Source organism: Gephyromycinifex aptenodytis, from assembly GCF_012277275.1.
Taxonomy (GTDB): Bacteria; Actinomycetota; Actinomycetes; order Actinomycetales; family Dermatophilaceae; genus Gephyromycinifex; species Gephyromycinifex aptenodytis.
Map to the genome: position 1 here is coordinate 2266573 of NZ_CP051155.1, position 23978 is coordinate 2290550.

11 protein-coding genes and 2 tRNA genes are annotated in these 23978 nt (G+C 66.0%); 7 read left to right on the top strand and 6 right to left on the bottom strand.

The genetic code is table 11. The features are described 5' to 3' along the window. The first annotated feature begins 91 nt into the window (after positions 1 to 91). The 4 genes from G9V96_RS09730 to G9V96_RS09740 all read left to right on the top strand — a co-directional run bounded on the left by G9V96_RS09730 (position 92) and on the right by G9V96_RS09740 (position 1110). Complete coding sequence (locus G9V96_RS09730; protein ID WP_168582853.1) at positions 92 to 490, top strand: DUF3566 domain-containing protein; 399 nt, start codon at positions 92 to 94, stop codon at positions 488 to 490. A 124-nt stretch (positions 491 to 614) separates the two neighbouring features. Next, positions 615 to 688, top strand: a tRNA-Ile gene (locus G9V96_RS09735). Positions 689 to 842: 154 nt separating this feature from the next. Further along, positions 843 to 965 carry a DLW-39 family protein gene (locus tag G9V96_RS15325; RefSeq protein ID WP_210424375.1) on the top strand — a complete coding sequence of 41 codons (123 nt, stop codon included), beginning with the start codon at positions 843 to 845 and terminating at the stop codon, positions 963 to 965. Positions 966 to 1037: 72 nt separating this feature from the next. Then, positions 1038 to 1110 (top strand) — tRNA-Ala (locus G9V96_RS09740). Between the two features lie 269 nt (positions 1111 to 1379). On the opposite strand, the gene G9V96_RS09745 is transcribed toward G9V96_RS09740, so the two are convergent. Both G9V96_RS09745 and G9V96_RS09750 read right to left on the bottom strand, forming a co-directional pair. Beyond that, on the bottom strand, positions 1380 to 15830 hold the full coding sequence (locus G9V96_RS09745) for a DUF7507 domain-containing protein (RefSeq protein WP_168582854.1): 14451 nt from the start codon (positions 15828 to 15830) through the stop codon (positions 1380 to 1382). Positions 15831 to 15985: 155 nt separating this feature from the next. Then, entirely contained in the window at positions 15986 to 16291 is a 306-nt protein-coding gene (locus tag G9V96_RS09750; protein ID WP_168582855.1) for a hypothetical protein, read from the bottom strand. Positions 16292 to 17164: 873 nt separating this feature from the next. On the opposite strand from G9V96_RS09750, the gene G9V96_RS09755 reads away from it, so the two are divergent. Then, a complete protein-coding gene (locus G9V96_RS09755; RefSeq protein WP_168582856.1) occupies positions 17165 to 17401 on the top strand; it encodes a hypothetical protein in 237 nt (78 codons plus the stop codon). Positions 17402 to 17479: 78 nt separating this feature from the next. On the opposite strand, the gene G9V96_RS09760 is transcribed toward G9V96_RS09755, so the two are convergent. From G9V96_RS09760 to G9V96_RS09770, 3 genes are all read right to left on the bottom strand, one after another. Next, positions 17480 to 18478, bottom strand: a complete 999-nt coding sequence (locus G9V96_RS09760) for an ABC transporter permease (protein WP_168582857.1) — start codon at positions 18476 to 18478, stop codon at positions 17480 to 17482. A 14-nt stretch (positions 18479 to 18492) separates the two neighbouring features. Next, entirely contained in the window at positions 18493 to 19971 is a 1479-nt protein-coding gene (locus G9V96_RS09765) for a sugar ABC transporter ATP-binding protein (protein ID WP_226913259.1), read from the bottom strand. Between the two features lie 165 nt (positions 19972 to 20136). Next, positions 20137 to 21159: a sugar ABC transporter substrate-binding protein gene (locus tag G9V96_RS09770; RefSeq protein WP_168582859.1), complete on the bottom strand. Its 1023-nt coding sequence runs from the start codon at positions 21157 to 21159 to the stop codon at positions 20137 to 20139. 400 nt (positions 21160 to 21559) lie between these two features. Between G9V96_RS09770 and G9V96_RS09775 the strand changes: the two genes are divergently transcribed. Then, complete coding sequence (locus G9V96_RS09775; RefSeq protein WP_168582860.1) at positions 21560 to 22300, top strand: GntR family transcriptional regulator; 741 nt, start codon at positions 21560 to 21562, stop codon at positions 22298 to 22300. A gap of 67 nt (positions 22301 to 22367) precedes the next feature. Here the strand turns inward: G9V96_RS09775 and G9V96_RS09780 are convergent, their stop codons facing one another. Beyond that, positions 22368 to 23081 (bottom strand): hypothetical protein, encoded by a 714-nt coding sequence (locus tag G9V96_RS09780; protein ID WP_168582861.1) that lies wholly within the window; start codon positions 23079 to 23081, stop codon positions 22368 to 22370. A gap of 286 nt (positions 23082 to 23367) precedes the next feature. Here G9V96_RS09780 and G9V96_RS09785 point away from each other — a divergent pair, with 286 nt between their 5' ends. Next, complete coding sequence (locus G9V96_RS09785; RefSeq protein ID WP_226913260.1) at positions 23368 to 23889, top strand: peptidylprolyl isomerase; 522 nt, start codon at positions 23368 to 23370, stop codon at positions 23887 to 23889. The last annotated feature ends 89 nt before the right edge of the window (positions 23890 to 23978 follow it).

Consider the following 23978-nt stretch of genomic DNA (forward strand, 5'->3'; position numbering starts at 1 on the left):
CACCTCGGGGGCACCGACGAAGTCGGGTGGCGCAACCCCTGCCCCTCGGCCTCGGCCAGGGTCGGGAGTACCCACGGCGGTGACGCCGCGGGTGAGTCCCTCGGCTCCGCGCGGTGACGAACCGCGCCGGGTCAAGCTGACGTTTTCGCGGATCGACCCGTTCTCGGTCATGAAGATCTCGTTCCTGCTGTCGGTCTCGATGGGGATCGCGGCTGTCGTGGTCGTCGCGGCGCTGTGGATGATGCTGCAGGGCATGGGTGTCTTCTCTACGCTGAACGACACCTTGAACGAGTTGGCCGCTTCCACGAACGCCGAACGAAGCATCAACGTCTTGGAGTTGTTGAGCTTCATGCGGGTCATCTCGTTGGCGATCGTGCTCGGGGTGGCCAACACCATCCTGATGACGGCCATGGCAACGCTGACTGCGGTCATCTACAACATTTGTGCAGCGCTGGTCGGCGGTGTGCAGTCAACGATGACTGACGTCTGAGGCTGGGCTCGCAGGAGCGGTTCGACCCTGTTCCTGTGGGGTCGACAGTGGCTTCGGGGTCGGTTTTGGACACCGGCGTTTGGTGCGGTACCGTTGGTCTCCGCGCCGACATTTCGCCGGTCACGGGCCTATAGCTCAGACGGTTAGAGCGCTTCCCTGATAAGGAAGAGGCCACAGGTTCAAGTCCTGTTAGGCCCACCCGTGAGCTGTGAGGGGCCGCCCATTACAGGCGGCCCCTTCGCCATGTCGGGGCGGCGTTTGGCGGTCGATGTCTGGCAGCAGGTAACATGGTGGCAGTGAGTCGTTCGCGGCTTAGTGTTCGTTGCATTCGTCGAGATGGAGGGGTTCGCCCATGAAGCGGGTTCTCGCGCTCGTCGTAGCAGGATTAGGTGCAGCGATGGTCCAGCAGCGTATTCGTGCGCGGCAGGCCGAGCAGGCACTGTGGGCCGAGGCGACAGATCCCGCTCCACGCTGATGAACACCCACCCGGGTGACGGGTGGCGGCACACGGTGGCGCCCCTGGCTGCAGGAGCGACTAACTGAACACGGGGACTTAGCTCAGCTGGTAGAGCACTGCCTTTGCAAGGCAGGGGTCAGGGGTTCGAGCCCCCTAGTCTCCACAACGCAACATTCAGAGGCCCTTTCCCGAGGCGGGAGAGGGCCTCTGGCGTGTGCACCCCTGTGCGCCGCTGGGAGGAAATCGGCCAGTTCACGGTCGGTGCCCATGCGGCCTGGGCTGCCTCGACAGTCGGGGTGCAGGCGAACTGGGCCGCGCGCCAGTCCCGGGGTGAATGCCGCGGCATGGGTCGACGACGGGTGGCAACACTGTGGCCCGGCCGGGCGCCCAGTCCGCTGCCGGTATGTGCGGCGGCTGGGCTGCCCGGCGTGGTTAGGCCGCGCTGATGCCGGGTTCGTCCTCTTCGTCTTCGTCGCGGGAGCGACGCCACAGACCGGCGATGAGCCCGAGTGCGGCCAGGGAGCTGAACAACAGCAGCGGTAGTTGCGGCACTGCTGTGCCGTTCGAGCTGTCGGCGCGGCGGGCCGGATCCAGACACTGCCCGTAGGTGCCGGCGCGTTGGGCATCACCTGCGGCGCCGACGCCCTGCTCGTAGCCCGGACCTGCCTGCCAGTTCGGGTCATTGGCCTGGGTGTAGCCCTGTTCGCGTGTTCGACTGCAGTCACCTACGCAGACCGGGTAGCCCTTGCCCTTGCGAGGGGTCTCGCCCCCAGACTGCGCTGCTCCCGGACGCCACGGCCAACCGCCGGGGTTGCTGGCGCTGTGGTGCGAACCCGGTGTCCAACCGGGCTTCGGTCCCCACGGCGCAGGTGCGCTGTTCGGTCCCTTGTGGGAATGGGGGTGGCTGTGGGTGCCCGAAGTGGGTTTGGGCGCGCCGGGCGGACGCGGCGCGTTCGGTTTCGGTGTCGGTTTCGGTGTCTTGGTCGGGCTCGGCCGCTTGGGTGGGCGCGGGCTCGTGGGCTTCGGAGCGTTCGGGTGGGGGATGGGTATCACCGTCGGCCCGGGGACTGGGCTGCTCGGGCCCGGGGTGGGAGTGATTGGGCCCGTCGGGTCGTCGGTCGGGTTCGAAGGCCCACTGGGAGTGGGCGGCACCGGAGCGCCGGGGGTGCCCCCACCCGGGGCGGTAACCCCAGCCTTGAGCGGAACCCGGATCGTCTCAACCTGCGGTTTCGGCGAGGCTAGGCCCGTGTACTGCGACGTTCCCACCGCCGTGCCGGTTGAGATGATGTACCCGGCGCTGATGTCGTCGGCCGTGACCGTGTAGGCACCGTTGGCCTGGCAGGAGGTGTGCGCGCCGGGTGCCAGGGTGGTGTCGTTGCAGGTGATTCCGATTCCGGCCTGCTGCAGACGAGGGTCGGAGACCCCGACGTTCTCCAGGGGAACGTTCCCGGTGTTTGTCACGACGTAGTCGAAGATGACGCCTTCACCCACGTCGAGTTGGCCGTTGCCGTTGGAGTCCACCGGTGTGTAACCCATACCAAGTCCCAGGCTGGCCTCTGGTTTGGGCGCGACCGGGGTCACGGCACCATCGGAGCCGGAGGCGTCGTTGCCGCCGTCGGTGGTCGAGGTGGCATAGGCCAGGTTCGCCAGCGTGGTGACCCCCTGGCCTTGCGCCTGATCCGCTGGGACCGGGTACGGGCTCGCCGTGCACGTCGTGCTTTCCTGCGGCTCCAGCGAGCCCCTCTCGCATGTGATGTCCACTTTGGCGGCTGCGAGCATCGGGTCGTTGACCCTGACTGTGGCGGGTGCGCTGCTGGTGTTGGTGATGAGGAAGCGGTACGTGATCTCGTCACCGGGGTCAGCCAATCCGGGGAAGCCGGAATCCTTCGTCAGCTCCGCGGTCTTGGTCACCTTCAGACCGGTGTCCTCAGCGGGGATGCGAACCGTGTCGGCGGCGGTTGCTTGCACCTGCGGGCCTTGCGCCGGGGCGCCGGTCGCGGTTGCGCTGTTGAGCACATAGGTGCGCTGCACGTCCTGCGCCGTGACGGTGTACACCTCAGCGGAACATGTTGTCTGCTTACCCGGCTTCAGGCTGCTCGCCTCACACGTCACGGCATCCTCTCCCAGGAGGGAGTCAGTGACCTTGACGTCGTTGATCGTGACGTTCCCGGTGTTGGTCACACGGAAGGAGTACGTCACCTGCTCACCTGCCACCAGAGCCGTGTTGACCCGCTCGGCGGCACGTCGAGCGAACTTGTCGATGCTCAATCTCGGTTGCGCAGTGGTTCCTGCGCTGGAGGTTGATGTGGCAGCCGGGCTCGTCACGGGTTGGGAGGCCGCGCTGCCGTGGGCTGCTGCAGTGTTCTTCAGCACTCCACCGGCGATGTCGGCAGCGGTGACGGTGTAGTCAGCGGAGGTGCACGTCACCGACCCGCCCGGCTTGACGGTGTCGGTCGGGCAGGTGATCGCCACGTTCGCTTCCGCCAGCGCCTGGTCGGCGATGGAGACACCGGTGACCGGCACCGTGCCCGGGTTGGCGACGATGAAGGTGAAGAACACGACGTCGCCTTCGTCCGCCACGCCGGGGTGCATCCCGTCGCGTTGCAGGACTGCGGTCTTGGTCAAGCTCAACCGGCCGTACCCCAGCGGCGTGCTCGACTGGGCTAAAGCGGGCAGGGTGAGGAACTGCTCATCCTCCCCGGTCCAGGCCCGCGCCGTAGCGGTGTTCTCCAGGGTGGGATTGGCTAGGTCGGCCTGGGTGATGACCAGGGGTTTCGGTGCCGCGCAGGACACGGTATTGCCTGACGCGAGGACGCCGATCGGGCAGGTCACCGCAATCCCTCGCGCGGAGAGCATCTCGTCACCGACGTGCGGGTTCGTCACCGGTTTGGGGCCGGTGTTGCTCACCGTGAAGCTGTAGCTGAGTTCGTCGCCGAGACCGGCCACGCCGTCGCCATTGAGGTCCTTGGTCAGGGTGGCCGTCTTGGTCAGGCGCAGCGGTGGGAAGTCCGTCAACGGGATCGTTGCCGAGCCGGACCCGCTCGTCTGTCCTGATGTGGGCAGGCTCGCCTGGACCGTTGCCTCGTTCGTCAACGAACCGGCATTGATGTCGGCCTGGGTGATCGTGTACGCAGGCGAGGAGCAACTCGCGCTAGCCCCCGGCGCCAGGTCGGTGGCGCAACGGAAGTCGGTGAGTCTGAGTTTGACGTCACGGATTGTCGCGGTGCGCAGGGTGCGCTTGCCGGTGTTGGTCACGGTGAACGTGTAGCTAACCTCATCGCCGGCGGAGTACGCCTGGTTGTTGTCCTTATCGGTGATGGTGCGCATCGACTTGGTCAACGAGACCCCGGCCGGGGCGTCAAAGGTCAGCGTCGCTGTCGCGGGGGCACTGGTCGTGTTCGCACCTGAGGTCGCGGTGGCGGTGGCGGTGTTGCTCAGCGTCCCTGCGTCGAGGTGCTGTTGGGTGACCCGTGGCGTGACCGGCGACGTGCAGGTACGGGTGGCGCCGACGGCCAGCGGCCCGCTGCCGCATACGAAGTCCACGAGGCTCAGCGTCGGGTCGTCGACCTGGACCGAATCCAGGCTCGCCGAGCCGGTGTTTGTCACCGTGAAGGCGTATTCGATCGGGTCGTTGAGGTCGCAGCGGCCGGTGTCGCCAGCGGCGCCGACGTCACAGGTCGCCGCCTTCGCCAACGTCATCGCGATCTGCGGGGCCAGGTCGACCCGGGCGAACCCGGTCGCGGTCACCTGGGCGTTTTGTGGCGTTGTGCCGGTCACGGTGGCCGTGTTGTCGATACGGCGCGCGTCGACCTGCGCCTGAGTGATGCTCAGCGTGCTCGAGCTGCACGTGGTGCTGGCCTTAGGCGCCAACGTGCTCGCCTGACAGCTCACCCCACCGGTCAGCAGGGGGTCGGTGACGGTGATGCTGTTCAGGGTGACGTTGCTCGTGTTCGTCACCGTGAAGGAGTAGCTGACCGTGTCGCCGGCGCTGTGCCCGGCGGCACCCTTGTCGATGATCGCGCCGGCGCGCTTGCTCAGGGTGAGCGCGGCCAACGCCTCGATCGGGGTAGTGGTCGAGGGCGTCGAGCCGTTGCTGGTGAAGCTGATCGGGGCGCCCCCGGTGGCCGGTGTCGCGCTGGCCGTGGCGGTGTTCGTCACCGACCCGGCGTCGACGTCGTTCTGGGTGAGCCTGTAGGCGGGCGCGCTGCAGGTGGCGCTCGCACCAGGGGCGAGGGTGGCGGCACACTCCTGCGAGACGCCGAGCTTGGTGTCGGTGACCGTCACGCTCTTCAGGGTTTGCGCGCCGGTGTTCTTCACCGTGAAGGTGTACGTGATCTGGTCGCCGGGGTCGGCGCGGCCGCTGCCGTTGGTGTCGGCGATGGCCGAGGACTGCTTGACCAGGGTGAAGGCAGCCGTCGGGTGCAGCAGCGTCTCCACCGTTTCGGGTTCGCTGTCGACCGCGGCGCCCGTCGAGGGGTTGGTCGCAGTCGCGGTTGCGGTGTTGACGACCTTGCCGGCGTCCAGATCTGCTTGGGTGATGGCGCCGGTGATCGGGCCGCAGGTGGCGGATTTCCCTGGGGCGAGCACGCCCTTGCCGCAGGCGTAACCGGTCAAGCCGAGGGCGGCATCGGTGATGGTCACCCCAGACAGGCTCGTGGTGCCCGTGTTGGTCACGGTGAACGTGTACGGAACCATGTCTCCGGCGGAGTGGGTCGTGCTGCCGTCAGCGTCCTGCACTGCGCCTGCGGTCTTGTCCAAGGCCAGAGCCGACGTGGACGTGAAGGTCACGTTCGTGCTCGTCGTGCCGGTCTGCACGTCACCGTTGGGGTCGGTGCCGGTGATGGTCGTGCTCAGGTCGGCGTGTCCGGCATCAACGTCACCCTGGGTCAGCACGTAGTTGATGGTGCAGATCGCGTTCTCCCCCGGCGCTAGCTGAGTCGGGTTCGGGGTGCAGGTCACGGTGCGGCCATCAGGCAGTGTCGTTGTGCCGCTGAGCCCGTTGACCGTCGTGTTACCGGTGTTGGTCACGGTCACCGTGATGGTGACGGTGTCCCCGGCCTTCGGGTTCTGCGGGCTGGTCACCGCAGAGGTGACCTTGAGCGCGGCCACGCGGGTCAACTCGACGGTTTCGGCGTCACTGTCGGATTTCTGCGATCCGGCGCGGGTAGTGGCGGTAGCGGTGGCGGTGTTCGTCACCCGCCCGGCGTCGATATCGGCCTGGGTGAGCGTGCGTGAAGCCATGCCGGAGGTAGCGCCGGTGGTGCAGGTCGCGCTGGCTCCCGGGGCGAGGCTCTGGACGCAGACGACGCCCTTGACACCGAGGGCTGCGTCATTGATGACCACGTTGGTGAGCGTCTGCTGCCCAGTGTTCGTCACAGTGAAGGTGTAGGGGACGACCTCTCCGGCGTCGGCCCGCCCGTTACCGTTGCTGTCGTTGACGCCCGTGCTGCTCTTGGCAAGCGTGAGCGAGTTCGTCACAGCCAGGGGCACCGTCGTCGTCGCGCTCGCCTCTGCTTTTCGGTTCTTGGTGTCGGTGGCGGTTGCGGTGGCGCTGTTGGTGAGGGTGCCGGTTTCCAGGTCGGCCTGGGTCAACGGGTATGACCTCGGGCCGGGGCAGGTTGCCGTGGCACCCGGCGCGAGGTTCGTCGCGCAGGTGAACGAGTCGTTGCTCAGCAACCGGTCGGTGATGGTGACCGTTGTCAGGGTGACCGGGCCGGTGTTGGTGACGGTGAACGTGTAGGTGACGTTTTCACCGACGTCGGCGTAGCCGTTGCTGTTGGCGTCGGTGAGGCCGCCAGACTCCTTGGCGAGTTTCACCGCCGGAGCGGCCGGGGTGATGGTGGCGCTCGTTGACAGTGTCGTCTGCACTCGCTCGCCCGTCGCGGGGGTGCCGGACACGATCGGGTTGGCCGTAACCGTGCCGGCGTCGATGTCAGCCTGAGTGAGGACGTAGTCCGGCAAGGTGCAGGTGATCGAGGCAGCTGGCGCGAGCGGGCCGGGTGAACACACGTACCCGTTCAGCCCGAGGGTGCTGTCGGTGACGTTGATGTCGGTCATGGTGGTCGATCCGGTGTTTTCCACCGTGATCGTCACCGGGACGCGTGTTCCGGCGACAGGGTCGGCCGGAACCGTGCCCAACCCCCCGGTGACGCTGATCCCGCTGGTCGGGGTGAGCTCGGTCGTCACCGAGTCGGTGGCGGTCTGTGGCGGGTTCGCTCCGGCGACACTGACGCTCGCGGCGTTCGTCACCGAACCGGCGTCGATCTCGGCCTGGGTCAGCGTATGTGTCGCCGTGCAGGTCGCCTGAGCCTTGGGCGCGAGTTCCTGCTGGCAGCCCGTCAGGCTTTGCTGCTCGGTAGCGCTCAGCCGCGGGTCGCTCACGGTGTATCGCGTCAGCGTGGTGGCGCCGGTGTTCGTCACCGTGAAGGTGTACGCGATGGTGTCACCGGCATCCTGGCGTCGGTTGCTGTTGGCGTCGGTGACGGCACCGGCCGTCTTGTCCAGGGTCAGGGCGGTGACCGCCTCGATGGGCGTCGCCACGCGTGAGGCTTCGCTTGTCACCGACGGGCCGGTGGCAGAGGCAGCCTTCGCGGACGCGGTTGCCGTGTTGGTGACGGCCTTCGCGTCGACGTCGCCCTGGGTCAGGGTGTAGTCGGCCGTGCACGACGTGGTGGCGCCGGGGGCCAGTCGGGCGTCGCCACACCGGAACGCCTCAGCGGTGATTCTGGAGTCCGTGATCGTCGGTGCGTACACGGTGGTGGCGCCGGTGTTCTTGAGGGTGAACGTGTACGTGATCCGGTCGCCGGCGTCCACGCCGCCGCTGTTGTTGACATCAGCGATGCCGCCGCTGGTCTTGACCAGGCTCAGGGCGGACTCCAGCGTGCCCAGGTTCAGGGTGTCGCTGGTGGTGCCGGTCGGTGCCGCGCCGTCGTCAGTGGGGGTACCGGTGGCTGTAGCGGTGTTGGTGACCGTGCCCGCGTCGATGTCGGCCTGCGTCAGCAGGTAGGGGGCTGGCTGGTTCTGGCAGGTGGCGCTCGCACCAGGGGCCAGCGTTCCCGGCACGCACGACAGGGCCCTGACCGAGAGTTTGGGGTCGGTGATCGTGACGTTACGTAACGGCACCGAGCCGGAGTTTCTCACGGTGAAGGTGTAGGTGACGCTGTCACCAGCATCGACCCGCTTACTGCCGTTCGCGTCGACGACGGTGCCGTGCGTCTTCGTCACGGTGATGTCCGCGGTGCTCAGCGGCTTTGTCGAGGCCGCGTCGTCGGTCACAGCGGCGCCGCCGGCGACCGTGGTCGGGGGGGTGCCGGTCGCAGTTGCCGTGTTCGTCACTGCGCCCGCCGTCTGCTCAGCCTGGCTGATGACGTGAGGATGCGCCGAGCAGGTGGTGGAGGCGCCGGGGGCCAGCGTCGTCGCCGGGCAGGTCACCGTACCGAGCATCTCGTCGGTGACGGTGATGCCGGTGAGCTGCGTGGTTCCGGTGTTGCGCACGTTCAGGGTGTACGTGATCGCATCGCCTGCTGAGGCGCGGCCGTTGCCGTCGGGGTCGGTGGTTGAGGCGACGCTCTTGCTCAGGGTGATGCCTGGTCGAGGCGCTGCGGGCGGCGCCGGTGTGGCCGTGTTGTTGGAGGTCGGCCCCTGTTCTTGATCCTGGGCGAGCGCCACCGTGTTCTTCAGGCCGTCTGCGCCTGCGGTGGTGGTGTCGCTGTAGTGGAAGAGCACCGTCACGGCGTACTCGTGTGTGCTTTCACCGGGGACGACACTGCGGGCCAGCGTCCACGGCCCGGTCGTCTGGGCAGAGCCGGACGTCGGCCCGCTCCAGGTCGCCGAGTCGATGACGATGTTGCTGGCGAAAGCGGGGGTGTCGGTCAGGGTGTAGTCAGCGGGGGTGCCCCCGGAGTTGACGACCTTGACGGTGTAGGTGGCGCTGCCCTGCCCGGTGATGGGGTCGACGGCGGTGACCGTACCGGCCGTCTTGACAACGTCGAGGTTGGCCACAGTCGCTACGGGGGTGCTCACGGTGGCGTCCTTGGCCAACGGCCGGTTACCGGCGGCGGTGGCCTGCACTGTGGCGGTGTTGTCGCGTTTACCGGCGCGCTGGTCCTCCAGCGTCACCGTGTACGTACCGGTACACGTCTTGCTCGCCCCGGGGCTGATCGGACCGGTCTCGCACGAGATGTTGGACAGCAGCGGGTCGCTGACGAGGAACGACGTCACCGTGACCGCGCCGCTGTTGCGCACGCTGATCGTGTACGTCAACACGTCCCCGGCGTCGGTGGCGCCGTTGCTGTTGCTGTCGCCGCGCGCGGTGACCTTCTTCGTTATAGCCACACCTGCACGGGCGGTGAAGGTGACCGTGTCGGTGTCTGTGGCGACCGCCATCGCCCCGCCGGGGGCGCGGGCGCTGACCGAAGCGGCGTTATCGACTCGCCCGGCATCCACATTGGCTTGAGTCAGGGTGTACGGATTTGCGGTGCAGGTGGTCGAGGCGCCCGGTGCGAGAGACGTCGCCTTACAGGTCACACCGCCGAGGTGAGGGTCGGTGAGGGCGATGTCGGTCAGGGTGACGTTGGAGATGTTTTTGACGGTGAACGAGTAGCTGATCTGGTCGCCGGCGTCGGGGCCGTTGTCGTCGAGGTCGGTGACGTCGCTACCGCGTTTGTCCAGCGAGATGGCTCCGACGTTGGCGATGTCGACGCCCGCTGAGGCGTCGGCCTGCACCTTCTTGGACTTGGGGTCCAAGCCGGTGACCGTGGCGGTGTTCTCCAGGCGCCGGGTGTCGACGTCGGATTGCTTGAGAGTGTAGGTGGCCTTCGTCGAGCACACGGCGGAGGCGCCGGGGGCCAGGCTGGGCGCGCACGGAGCGTCGCTCAGCCCGAGTTTCGTGTCGGTGATCGTCAGCGGCGCTAGCGTGAGCGCGCCAGTGTTGCGCACCTCGAACGTGTAGTTCACGGTGTCGCCGGCGTCCGGGCCGTTGCCATCGAGGTCGGTGATCGGTGTGACGGTCTTGATGAGCTCGACTCCCGCAGAAGGAGCCAACGTGACGACGGCCGTGTCGGTGGGGTGTGAGGGCTCGGTGGCGGGCACCGGGCGGTTCTTGGGGTCCAGGCCGGTGACTGTGGCGGTGTTCGTCACCAAACCGCGGTCGATGTCGGCCTGGGTGAGGGTGTACGGGGTCGGTGAGGTGCAGTTCAGCGACTGACCCGGACCGATACTTTTCGTGCCGCAGGCAAACGATGACCCCAGGAGCGGGTCACTGATCCGCAGCCCGTGAATCGTCAACGGCCCGGTGTTGGTGACGTTGAAGGTGTAGCTGACGCTGTCACCTGCGTCCTGGCGTCCGTTGCCGTTGGCGTCGGCCACCTCACCGGGCACCTTGTCCAGCGCGAACGCAGCCGCGGCGACCGGCGGGTCGTACTCGACCGTGACCGATGCCGGCTTCGAAACGACCGGGGCCCCGCGCAGGGTGGTTCCCTCGGCAGTGGCCGTATTGGTCACCGAGTTGAAGTCAACGTCGGGCTGGGTGAGCCGATACGGCTCGAACTCGCAGGTCGCTTCCTGGCCCGGGGCCAACGTTGAAGCGCAGACGGCCTTGTTCACCCCGAGCGTGGGGTCGGTGATCGTGACCGGTTGGACCGTAGTGGTGCCGGTGTTCTTCACCGTGAACGCGTACCGGATCGTGTCACCTAGGTCGGTACCGTTGCCGTCGGTGTCCGTCACGGTGTTCGTGCCATTCGCGACCGTCTTCTTATCCAGGGTGATCTCCGAGACGCCCGCCAGCTCGGTCGATACGGTGTCGCTGGAGGTGACGTTCTCATTCGAGGGATCAAGCGCCGAGACGGTTGCCGTGTTCGTTCGCGATCCGGCGTCGACGTCGGCCTGGGTGAGGACGTAGGCGTCGCCCGAGCAGGTCGTGCTCTGGTTGGGCATTAGCACCGTGTCTGGGCAGCGCACATTCGTGACGGCTGGGTCGGCCACCGCTACCTGGGTCAACGTTGTGCTTCCCGTGTTTGTGACTTTGAACGTGTAAGTGAGTGTGTCGCCGGCTTTTGCCCCGGTTACCCGAGCTGGGCCCATCTTGTGCAGGGCGATACGCGACTCGGCATGCAGCTTGGTGACGACCTGAGCACTGTCGGCAGAGACCGTGGCCCCGATCGGCGTCGTTGCCGTTGCGGTCGCCGTATTCCTCACGTCGGGGGAGTCCACATCGGCCTGGGTGAGGGTGTAAGTGGCAGAGCAGGACGTCTGTGCCCCGGGCGCCAGAGACCCCGCACCGCACGCCAAGGACGTCACACCCAGTTTCGTGTCAGCGATGCGCACGTTCTGTACGGTCTGCGCGCCAGTGTTCGTCACGAGGAAGGTGTAGGTGATGGTGTCACCCGCGTCCTCTTTATGGTCATCATTCGCGTCGGTGATGTCGCCAGCGGTTTTGACGAGGTTCAGGGTCGCGGCCCGAGGTGTGATGGGAGTCTTCGTGGAATCTGTGTGTTGCGGAGCAAGGCCGCCGTCGGCGGCAGTCCCAGTAACGCGTGCCTCATTGCGCACCTGGCCGGCATCCACATCGGACTGGGTGAGGGTGTAGGTGACGGCAGGGCAGTTCGCAGTCGTGCCAGCAGCCAGAGAAGCAATCGTGCAGGCTGGAGCGCCCGGGGAGAGTCGCGGATCGCTGACGGTGACGTTGCTTAAGGCGGTCGTCCCGTTGTTCGTTACGGTGAAGGTGTAGTCAATCGTGTCCCCGGCATCGTGGCCGTTGTTATCACCGTCGGTGATGGCACTGGCCTCCTTGACGAGCTTGATTGCCGCGCTGCTCACCGGTGTCGTGGTTGTCGACGCTTGACTCGTCACCGGAGTCAGGTTCGGCGGGTTGCCACTGACTGTGGCGGAGTTGGTCACTGCGCCGTCGGCGAGATCGCCCCCGCTGACCGTGTAATCACCTGAGGTGCAGGTTGTCGTGCCCCCGGGTGAAAGCGTCGTTGTCGGGCAGGTGATGCCGATGTTCGCGCTGCTCAGTTTGGGGTCTGCGATGGAGATGGAGGACAGGGTGGTGCTGCCCGTGTTGGTTACCTGGAACCGGTAGGAGATTGTGTCGCCCACGCTGGTGCGGTTGTTGCGGTCGTTATCGATGACAGAGATGACCTTCTTGTCCAGCGTGAGGCCCGTCGTGGGCGGCGCGGGCGGGGTAGCGCAGACCGCGCCCGCCCTCGCGTCGACGTCCGGGTCGCTGGTGTCGGCTTTGGCCAGGGTGACGGCGTTGTACAGGCCGGTGCCCGGTGCGGCGCCGCACGCCGTGGCGGGGCTCGTGGTCGTGTAGTGGAACGTGACCCGCACGGCGTAGGTGTGGCTGGCGCCCGGGCCGAGGTAGCTGCCCGAAGACAGCGTGTACGGCCCTGCGCCGGTGGCGTTTCCGCTGCTTGGTCCGGTCCAGGTGGCGCGGTCGATGGTCAATTGTGAGGCGAAGCTGGGGGTGTCGCTCAGGGCCCCGTACCTGATCGGGCTACCGCCGACGTTGCTCACCGTGACGGTGTAACCGACGCTGGCCTGCCCGGTGGCAGGGTCGATCGCCGAGACGCTGCCCGCGCTCTTCTTCACGACGAGCTTGCCGATCGGGGCGACGGGAGTACTCGTCGTCGACGTCACCGTCGGCGCAGGGCCCTGGTTTGAGGTGGCGTTGGCGGTGGCCGTGTTGGCCACGGACCCGGCGTCCTGGTCGGCGCGGGTGATGACGTACGGCCCGGAGGTGCACGTGGTGCTTGTCCCAGGCGCGAGCGTGCCTGCCGCACACGTCAGGGGGGTGCTGCTCAATTTGGGGTCGGTGACGGTGACGCCGTCCAGGGTGACGTTGCCTCGGTTGGTGACGGTGAAGCCGTAGCGGATGGTGTCGCCTGGGTCGATGACCCCGTCTTGGTTGACGTCCTCGACTTTCTCTACCCGCTTAACCAGGCCGAGGGTGGGCACGCGCAGCAGTGGCACCGTCGTCGAGCTGGGTTCGCTGGCCACGGTGGGCAGGTGTGGGGCCGTCGCTGTGGCGGTTGCCGTGTTCGTCACGGACCCGGCGTCGAGGTCGGCTTGGGTGAGGACGTACGGCTTGGAGGCGGTACAGGTTGCTCGCGCACCCGCAGCCAGCGGCGACGGACAGGTCAGGGTCACGCCTTGAGCTGTGAGCGCCGGGTCGGTGAGTTTGACGTCACGGAGCGCGAGCGCGGGGCTGGTATTGGTGACGGTGAACGTGTACGCCAGGGTGTCGCCGGCGTCGATGACGCCGTCACCGTCAGCATCCAGCGGGGTTCCGGCCTTCTTCTCCAGGGTCAGACCGGTCACCGGCGCGGGCGGCGGGGCCAGGCAGGCGCTGTTGTCCTCGGTGCTGCTCTTCTCTTGCCCCTCCGGCAGGGAAGCCGTGTTGTGCAGTCCCTTTCCGGGTGTGTTATTGCAGGCGGTGGCCCGCTGCAAGGTGGTGGGAGCGAAACGCACCGTCACGGTGTAGGTGTGGGACCCGCCTGCGGGCAGGGCTGTGCCTGAAGGCGCGAGCGTGAACGGCCCGGTGCCGTCCGCGGAGCCGGTTTGTTGGCCGTTCCACGATGCCCCGAGCACTTTCAGCGTTGGGTCGAAAGCGGGGGTGTCCAGCAGTGGGCCGTAGCTGCCAGCGAGTTGGCTGGGGTTGCTGACGCGCACCGTGTACGTGGCGGTGTACTCCCCGGTGGTGGCGTCCGGGCTGCTGAGCGCCCCAGCGGTTTTGACGACCTGGGGTGCGTATGGCGTGGGTACCACCTCCACGCTCTTGCTCGCGGTGGCGGTGACGTTGCTGCGGGTGACCCCGCCGCGGGCGGTGACGGTGGCCTTATTCGTGATCGTCGTCGGGTTGGTGTCCCCTGCCGTGAACGCCAGCGGCTGTTCGCAGGTGTAGGTCCACGTCTCGCTCGGCTCCAGCAGGTTGTTGGAGTTGGTGTCGCCACCTGTTCGGGTTGGCGCGGCGCAGGCGTGGTTAGGCAGCGGAGCTGCAGCGCCCGACTTTGTCGTGGTTGCGGCGTCGCCGAGCGTGACGTTCTCCAAGGCGTCGCCGCCGGGGTTGGTGAGCGTGTACGTGTAGGTGACGTTGCCCTTGCCTTCGACCCTGTCCACCGAAGCGGTCTTGGTCAGCGCAACCTTGGTTTGGTCGACCGGGGTGAGTGTCGGGTCGGCCTTTTCGTTCGTGCCGGTCGGGTAGCTGGGGTCATCACTGGAGACCGTGCCCGCACTGGAGGTGACGGTGGCCTGGTTGGTGATGGTTTTGACGCCCTTGGCCACTGTGCCCGCGTTGACCTTGGCCTGGAAGATGATCGTCGCGGTGTCACCGCCGGGGATGAGGCCGTCGACGGTGGTGGCCGCGCCCTCGATCGGGCTGCCGGCCTGGAACGGCATGCCGCGAACATCTGGCACCTGGGCGCCGTTGAGGGTCGTCGAGCCTGGGACGTAGGTCGTGTCGGCGGGAACGGCGTCCTTGAGAGCCGCCTGCACAGCCGCAGCAGCCCCCACATTGCGTACGGTCACCGTGTACTTGATGACATCGCCGTCCTTGACGGCCGGGTTCGCTGTTTGCGCCGTCTTCGACACGATCAGGTCGCCCTTGGGTAGGGCACACGAGGCGAGGTCAACGAGGCGTGACCCGACATTGGCTTCACCACCGGCGAAAGGTTTTCCTACCCCAGTCGCGATTTCGATGACATCGACGATATTGTCCCCTCCTGCTGGAGGAATCATGCCAGCGTACAAACGGCCGTCAGGGCCGAAAGCGATACCCCCATACCACCGCGTCTTAGATGGCTTCACCTCTATGAGGGTGGCCGGTCTGGGTTCTTTAAGTGGCGTGAGGTCACTCGCCGGGATCACGGAAAGTTGGTGAACTCCCCACACGTCCGTTCCGAGAAGCCACAAGTTTCCAGCACCGTCAAAGGCCAGGTCTCCACGTTCGGCATAGGTCCATGCCCATGGCCCAGCTGGCTTCCCGATGAGTTCCCACGATTTTCCCCCCGCTGGTAGACGGTAGAGGTCGTTGTTTTCGTCCCAACTCCAGACAGCTCCGTCGGGTGCCACGGTGAGACGATCAGTATGGGTGGCATCGGAGGGCCCGATGATCTGAATGTTGTTGGTTCCATCGGCATCTATCCGGAACAACCCGTCATTGTTGCTCGTCAAAGTTTTCGAGGAAATGTAGTACAGCTTTTGTGTCCGGGGATCGACGCCCAGGGCGCGGATGTGGTCATATTGATTCTTCGATTTATACGGTTCAATTTCGGTTGCCCACAGTTTGGGTTTGAGGCCGTCTGCTCCGGCGACGACGTTGCCAATGGCCCCAGTGGTTGCGTTAATGCCCGAATCAGGCTTCCCGCTATACCAAATGTCTGAGCAGGCTCCGTTGAGGGTGACGGTGGAGGTGGCGGTGGCTTCGGAAGTGGTGCGGGCGCCGTCGGCGGCCAGGGTGGTGAAGGCGGCGGTGGCGGTACCGGTGCGGGTGGCATCGACATTGCTGGTGCAGGTGTAGGTCGCGGTCGAGTTCGCGGGGATCCAGTAGCGGATCCCGTCGGTCTGCAGCCCGGACTGTCCGGTGATCGGCCCGCACGCAGTGTCCGTCATAGACCTTTGGTAGGCAGGCTGGCCGGCGGAGTTAGTCACCGTGTACGTCCAGGTCACCTTGGTGCCGGGTGTCGTGATCGTCGACGGGGAGGCGCTGACGCTGAGGTCGATCCGGTTATCGGGTGAGGCAGCGGCAGGAACTGCTGCCGCTGCGCTCAAAGCGCTAGAAGCGGAGGAAACCGCGGAGGCGGGCACTGCGGCGGACACCATGACGATGAGGATCGACAGCATCCAGGAGAGAGCGGCGCGGCCCAGGGCGCGGAAAGGCAACATGTCCCTTCCTCCGTGTTATCAGGGGGGGACCGGTCAGGAGGACATGACGTGAATAGGCCCGACCGGCTTCTTCCACCTATCGGATTACCGGGGCCCGTTCTGAGAGCAACCACCCCCACGTGACGCAGACCGCACCAGGTGGGGCCACTATCGCGTTACCCCTGGTGCCTGACGACCCGGGTGACGCACTGATGCTTAGCGGCCTCGGCCGGGCTCTCCCGGTGGAAACCCTTGGCCACGACGGGCGCCGTCTGGCCGGGTTCAACCGAGGCGGTCACGCTGGTCGAGCCGAGCACACTCCACCCGTTCGGGTCCACGACGGAGACCTCGACGGTGTAGTCCTGCGCGGTTTTCGTAGAGTTGTCGACCTTCCCGGAGAAACCCCAAACGCCGTTTGCGTCTGCCGCGCACGCCGGCGCGGTCAGGTCTTTGTGGGCGCCGACCCCGCCTTTGTCATCCACGGTGGTGCTCGACGGGTCGGGTGTGCCCGCCGTGGACCCCGCCGCGTTGGTTGTGGGACTGGCTGGGGCAGAGGAACCCGCCGAGGTTGGCGTCCCGCCCGAGCAGCCAGCCAGTGTCAGTGCACACGCAGCAGTGAGGACTGCCCGGGTGAAGCGCCGATGAGGAGCGAAAAGGTCACAGGCAGAGGGGAAGACAGACATGACTTCCTATCGGCACGACCGTTGCCTGACTGAACTACGCCCGGCGTGAACTGAGCCGGAATGAACCGGTCTGGAATGAACTGGCCCAACCGGGTTCCCGGGTTGCCCTGTCTGGACGCTGCGAGCCCCTGCGACCCGGACGCTTCGCCCAACCGGGGTGCAGCTTCCGCAGGGGTGGGGGAGGAGGGCTGCCCATTCATCGATGCCGGCCCTGCCGGTACCGCAACGGCAGGCTGTGGCCAGGCCTGACCCGGCCGGCGCACCCCCGAAACAGGACCCGGGTTAGGAGCCAAACCGATTGGGCTACAGGCGATTTGCTGGGCCGAGAATCCGTTCCTATAGTGGTATATATCACCTGAGCAATATCTGAGGCCGGTCGTGCTGATTCACCTGCACGGGGCGGCTCTAAAGAGGCGCACAACGACCGTGCACAGGCGGGTGCTCCTCACGGCCAGCCTTCTGCCGGCAAGAAGAAGGACCCAAGGCATGACCGAACCCGGGCGCAGCAGCGCTGCACAGCGCACTTCCTGACCTGGGTCACCGGTCACACCCGTCAACGGCGCCCACCGCGCCGAACGTGAACACCTGCACCATCCCTGATCACCACCCGTGAACCTGCCTTGAACGGCCCGCACCGACGCGTGCCGACCGGCGGTATTGAAAGGAGCCCCAATGAGCACGCAGTTGGACACCGCGATCCTGCCCGACGACGCCAAGGTCGTCTCGCCGATGGATGAGGTCACCCGAACCCTGCTAGTCGTTCTTGCCCTGGCGATGGCCGCGGCGGCGGCGCTGTTCCTCGGACTGAAGTTGCAGTCCGTGGGCGGCATGGTTGCCGCCGGGGTGCTCGCTGCGGCGTCTGCAGGCACCTACCTGACGCTGGTGCGCTCCGCGCTCGTGGGCCACTGAGCACCCGCAGCCACCGCACCTGAACCGAAGTCGGGCCCCCGCCAACTGGCGGGAGCCCGACTTTCGTTGATGCAGCGGTCAGCGGTTCTTGCGTTCGTCGATGATGATCGCGACGACGATGATGGCGCCCTTGACCACCAGTTGCATGAACGGCGAGACGTTCATCAGGTCCATGCCGTTGTTGATGACACCGATGATGAGCGCGCCGACGATGGTGCCCCAGATGGTGCCGACACCGCCGTTGAAGCTCGTTCCGCCGATGACGGTGGCGGTGATGACATCCAACTCCATCATCGTGCCCAGCTGGGGGTTACCCGAGCCGATCCGGGCTGAGAGGATGACACCGGCCAGCCCGGCCAGCGCGCCGGTGAGGGTGAAGATCCACAACCGGACTCGCCCGATGTTGATCCCGGAGACCCGCGCGGCCTGCTCGTTTCCGCCGATGGCGTAGGTGTGGCGCCCGAAGCGGGTGTAGGTGAGCAGCACATGGGCAAGGACCGCGCACAGGATGAGCAACAGGATCGGCACCGGGATGCCCAGGATGCTGCCCTGGCCGATGAAGTTGTAACCCGCCGCCAGCCGCGAGATGGGTCGACCGTCGGTGTACATCAACGCCACGCCGCGGGCGGCAGTCATCATCCCCAACGTGGCGATGAACGGGGCGATCTTGAAGAACGAGATGAGGAAGCCGTTGACCAGACCGGTGGCGGCACCTACGAGGATCCCGATGACCACCGGGAGCAGGATCGGCAACGCCGGCAGGTTCGGGTACATCGAGGTGGGGCTCACCACCTGGGCCAGGCTGCAGGCGACCACCGCCGAGAGTGCCACGGTGGAGCCGACCGACAGGTCGATGCCATTGGTGATGATGACGAACGTCATCCCGAGCGCGATGATCGCGATCGGCGCCACCTGAACCACCACGTTGAACAGGTTGCGGGTCTGTAGGAAGCTGCCGCCGGTGGCGATCGCCAGCAGCACGATGAAGGCGATGAGGATGAAGATGATGGCGTACTTCTTGATGAAGGCGCCGGTATCGAAGCTGGCCTTGGCCGTGGTGCCACTTGAGGTAGACATGAGGTTCTCTCTGCTCAGGCCGCGTCGCGCGTGCCGGTGGCCAGATTCATGATTTTTTCTTGGGTCGCCTCAGCCCGCGAGAGTTCGCCGGAGATTCGTCCCTCGTGCATCACCAGCAGCCGGTCGCTCATGCCGAGGACTTCGGGCATCTCGGAGGAGACCATGATGATGGCCTTGCCCTCCTGGGCCAGAGTGGACATGAGCCGGTGGATCTCGGACTTGGCGCCGACATCGATACCGCGGGTGGGCTCGTCGATCATAAGGATGTCGGGCACGGTCAGCAGCCAACGCGAAATGAGCACCTTCTGCTGGTTGCCGCCGGAGAGGTTGCTGATGAGCTGATCCAACGATGGGGTCTTCAACGCCAGCGCCTCACGCTGCCCCTGGCACACCTGGTTGATCCTGCCGGTCTGCAGCAGCCCGCGCGGGCTGTAGGTGGGCAGCGCCGCCATGATCATGTTGTCGCGCACCGACAGCACGCCCATCACCCCGGTCTGCTTGCGGTCCTCGGTGAGCAGACCGATGTTCGCGGTGATGGCGTCCTTGGGTTGCTTGATGTTCAGGGGTTTCCCGTTGACCCAGATCTCCCCGGAGTCGGCGGGGGTGATCCCGAACAGTGTCTCCAACACTTCGGTGCGGCCTGCGCCCATCAGCCCCGCGATGCCCAGGATTTCGCCCCGGCGCAAATCGAAGGAGACGTCTTTCACGAGTTCGCCGCGGTTCAGGTTCTTCACCGACAGGACGACCTCGCCGATCTGGGCCTGCAGCTTGGGGAACAGGGCGGTCAGTTCCCGGCCCACCATCAACTGGATGAGGGTGTCTCGATCCAGTTCACCCGCCGGTTTGGTCGCCACATGCCGGCCGTCTCGAAAGACGGTGATCTCGTCGGAGATCGCGAAGACCTCATCCATCTTGTGGGTGATGTAGACGATGGCCACCCCGCTGCTGCGCAGTTCATCGATCATCCGATGCAGGTGCTCTACTTCGCGTTGCGGGATCGCCGAGGTGGGCTCGTCCATGATGATGACCTTGGCCTGGGTGCTCATCGCTTTGGCGATCTCCACCATCTGGGTTTGGGCCACCGACAGCGACTTCATCTGCGCTTTGGGGTTGATGGCGATCCCCCACCGCTGGAACAGTTCGCGGGTGCGCGCAATCATCGTCGCGTAGGAGATGAGGCCGAGCTTGTTGCGCGGTTCGCGGCCGAGGTAGATGTTCTCGGCCACCATCATTTCCGGCACCGGGGAGAGTTCCTGGTGGATCATCGAAATACCCATCTCGATGGCGTCCTTGGGGCTGGAGATCGTGACTTCCTCGCCCTCGAAAAGGATGCGACCCGAGCTGGGGGCATGGATCCCCGCCAGGATTTTCATCAGCGTGGACTTCCCCGCGCCGTTCTCGCCCATCAAGGAGTGCACGTTGCCGGCGCGCACCACCAGGTCGACATCGTCCAGGGCCTTCACCCCGGGAAACTGCTTGGAGATGCCCTCCATGCGAAGGAGAGCTTCGGATTGCGAATCCGCCGGTGGGAGGTGAGCAGGTGCGTTCTCGGACATGGTTCCTCACGTACTGGGAGGCTGCTCGAACAGAACGGCAGGCGATGATGCGTGCCGGTGGAGCTTGTGGGCGGGCGCGCAGGGCGCCCGCCCACAAGCGCATCAGTCGGTGAACTGAGCCATGTTTTCGGGGGTGACAAGCTGGTAGGGCACGTTGACGAAGGACGGAACCTTTTCGCCGTTGTACAGGCGGATGACACTGTCGACACCGCCGGCGCCCTGGCCCTTGGCGTCCTGGAAGACGGTGACCGCCAGATCACCCTTCTTCATTGAGTTCAGGGCGTCCTTGGTGGCATCGACGCCGCCGACCTTGACCGCGTCGAGCTTGTTGGCGGCCTTCAACGCGGAGATGGCGCCCAGTGCCATCTCGTCGTTGTTGGAGCAGATGACGTCGATCTTGTCCCCGGACTGGATCCAGTTCTCGGTGATCGCCAGGCCCTTGTCGCGGTACCAGTTACCGGCCTGCTCCCGGATGACCTTCATCTCGGGGTACTTGGCAACTACGTCCTTGCAGCCCTTGGTGCGCATCTGGGTGGACTCCTGGCTGGGGTCGCCCTGCAGGATGGCGACGTTGCCCTTCTTGCCCACGAGTTCGGCCAGGGCCTCCATCTGCAGTTCTCCCGCCACGATGGACTCCGAGCCGACGTAGGGCACCTCTGCCGGCAGGGAGGAGGGGCGGCGGTTGACCATGACCAGCGGGATTTTCGCGTCGGTGACGGCCTGAACCATCGGGTCGGCCGCGTCGGTGTCCTGGGGCAGGATGATGATGCCGTCGACGCCCTGGCTGACGAAGTTCTCAACCTGCCCGAGCTGAACCTCGGTCTTCTCTTGCGCCGAGACGATGTTGAGCTCCACACCGGCTTCCTTGGCCCGAGCGGTCATCCCGTCGGCGACGTTCTGCAGGAACTGGTCGAGAACGGGGAAGGCGACCCCGATCTTGAGAGTTTTGCCGTCCTTTGGTTTGACGACGTCGGAGGGTTCATAGGTCACCGTTTCCCCGGCCGGCGCGGCGGCGCCGTTGGAGCCCTCACCGCTTGCGGGGGCTTGCGGGGCCGCGGTGGTGCCGCAGCCGGCCATGACGACGGCAATCGCTGCGATGGTCGTCATCTTGAGTCCGTGCTTCATTGCGAAACTCCTCGTGATCCGAGCCCGGGGGCTCCTGCGTCACGCGGCCACGTCGTCGTGACCGTCTGGGTGAAAACTATGGACAATGCGGACACATTGTCAATACATTTGAACAAATACTCTGCGGCTAGCTGTGGGGAGACTCGACGCTGCGCGCCGAAATCCCGAACTCTGGCAGGCAGTATCGCCTGTCTCAGTGGGAGTAACCGCCTCTCGCCCCTGAGGAGTTCCAGTCACCGCCGGTGGTGAGCAAAATTCAGGCGGGGTGCCCCTAGGTCGCCTTCGATGTTGGCTGGCTTCAACCCTGCCCATCATCCCGATAGGGCCATTTGTCAGAACAAATAGGGTATTGGTAACTTCGTCCGCTTGATCGGACGATTGGCTGAGCTAACCTCGTTACATGGCTGTTCAACTGCCCATCGTCATCGACCGGTCGAGCCCGGTGCCGCTCTACCATCAGCTCGCCCAACAGCTCACCGACATGGTCGAAGACGGCACCCTCAAGCCCGGCGACCCGTTCGAGAACGAACTCGCTCTGGCTGAACGGCTGAAGCTGTCTCGCCCGACCGTGCGCCGGGCAATCTCCGAACTTGTCTCTCGTGGGCTGCTCGTGCGCCGCCGGGGCATCGGAACGACCGTGGCCAACCAGGTGGTGCACCGCCGCGATGAACTCACCAGCCTGTATGACGACCTCGTCCGCGCCGGGCGCACCCCATCCACTCAGGTGCTGAGCTTGGAGGCCGCCGCGCTCGATGAGACTGCGGCGGTGGCGCTGGGCCTGGCTCCGGACACCCCGATCGTGCACATCGAGCGGTTGCGCTATGCCGGGTCGACCCCGTTGGCCATCCTGCACAACTGGCTGCCGCCCGAGCACGCTGACCTCAACGCCGAGGAACTGACCGAACACGGACTTTACGAGCTGCTGCGCAACCGGGGACGCCAACCTGTCGTTGCCCACCAGAGCATCGGCGCTCGCAGCGCCCGGCCGGCCGAACGCCGGCTGCTGGAGTTGAGCAAAGCAGAGCCGTTGCTGACGATGACGCGCAAGGCCTATGACGCCCAAGGAGTCGCTGTGGAGTTCGGCGATCACTGCTACCGCGCCGACCAGTACGCCTTCGACATCACCGTTCATGAACGCTGAGCGCGCTGGAACAGCAAGCAGGCCCCGCCCGGAGAACCGGACGGGGCCTGCTTGCTGAGAGCTGAGGTCAGTCGCGACGCTCGCCGTCGCCGGTGAGGTCGATGCGCTGGGTGGTGCTGTCACTCGGCGGCGTGGTCGGGGTGTCCGCGGGGACATCGCCGATCAGGGAGTCTGAAGAAGACGCCTCACCGTTCTCGGCCGCGGCCTTGGAGAAGGAGGAGTCGACAGGCTCGGCGCCGGGGCCGGCCACGACGGAGGACTCGCGTCCGGTTGCCGGCGCGACATAGGGGTCGGTCAGCGGGCGAGCCCACGGGTCGTCCTTGGGCTCGGAAGCCTTCTTGGCCACCAGCGCAGCGGCGGCACCGGCCAGAGCCAGCAGGCCCAGGGTGCTGAACACCTTGCCGATGAACCCACCCTTCTTCTTCTGCTTGATGACGGCGTCGCCCTTGAGCACCAGAGCAGCATCTGCAGCGCGCTGACGCGCCTCTTCGGTGCCCGCGCTGGCGGACGTGAGAGCAGCAGTCAACTTCGGCAGGCTCCCGTCCAGGAGACTCTTGGCTTCGCCCACGCGGGACTCGGCAAGCTCGCGGCTCTGCTCCAGGTGCGGCTTTGCCCACTCCCCTGCAGTGTGGACGTAGTCGCTGGAACGGTCCTTGGCGATAGCGGCGGCACCGGTAACGGCCGGCACGATCTTGTCCTTCAGGCCCGCGGCCGTCGGAACGCTGATCGTCTTGGTCTCGACCGTTGGTACGACGACCTTCTTCTTCTTGCGATCAAACACGTGGTCCTCCTTGGCGTGGCTGTCGGTCTATGACCCATCCTGCCTTCTCAACCCCGGCCTGCCCAACAAGGGGGCCGAACTGTCGGCGGACGGGGGACCGCTGACTTATCCCATACCCGTGTCGGCCTGTTTTACCCCTAGGCAGCGACCGATGTGGGCAAGGGCACGCATCGGTGCAGGCCAGGACCCCTTCAGTGGGCGAATCGAGTCCGGTGAATCCCAGAATCCGCCCTTCGGTCCTGTTGCGAGGGGCGCCGTGTCGGGGGCCCGTGCGAGGATGACGCACATGACCAACGTGACTCTTCACACGAACAAGGGCGACATCAACCTCGTCCTCTTCCCGGACCACGCACCCAAGACGGTCGAGAGCTTCGTCGGCCTCGCCACCGGCGAACGTGAGTACAAGGACGACGCCGGCCGTACCAACCCCACCCCGTTCTACGACGGGCTCATCTTCCACCGCGTCATCCCCGGCTTCATGATCCAGGGTGGCTGCCCCCTGGGTCAGGGCATTGGTGGCCCCGGCTACCAGTTCGACGATGAGATCAGCCCCGACAAGGACTACTCCAAGCCCTACCTGCTCGCCATGGCGAACGCCGGCAAGCGCGGCGGGCGTGGCACCAACGGCTCGCAGTTCTTCATCACTGTTGCCCCGACGCCGCACCTGACCGGCAAGCACACCATCTTCGGTGAGGTCGCTGACGGCCCCTCGCGCGAGGTCGTCGACGCTATCGCCGCCGTTCCCACCGGTGCCATGGACCGCCCGGTCGAGGACGTCGTGATCGAGAAGGTCACCGTCCAGAACTGATGCCCCTAGGGCGTTGTGCCTGATCGATGCGTGCGCCCACCACGAGTTGGTGGGCGCACGCTCGGCGGCGCCTCTCCCGGCGGCCTGTA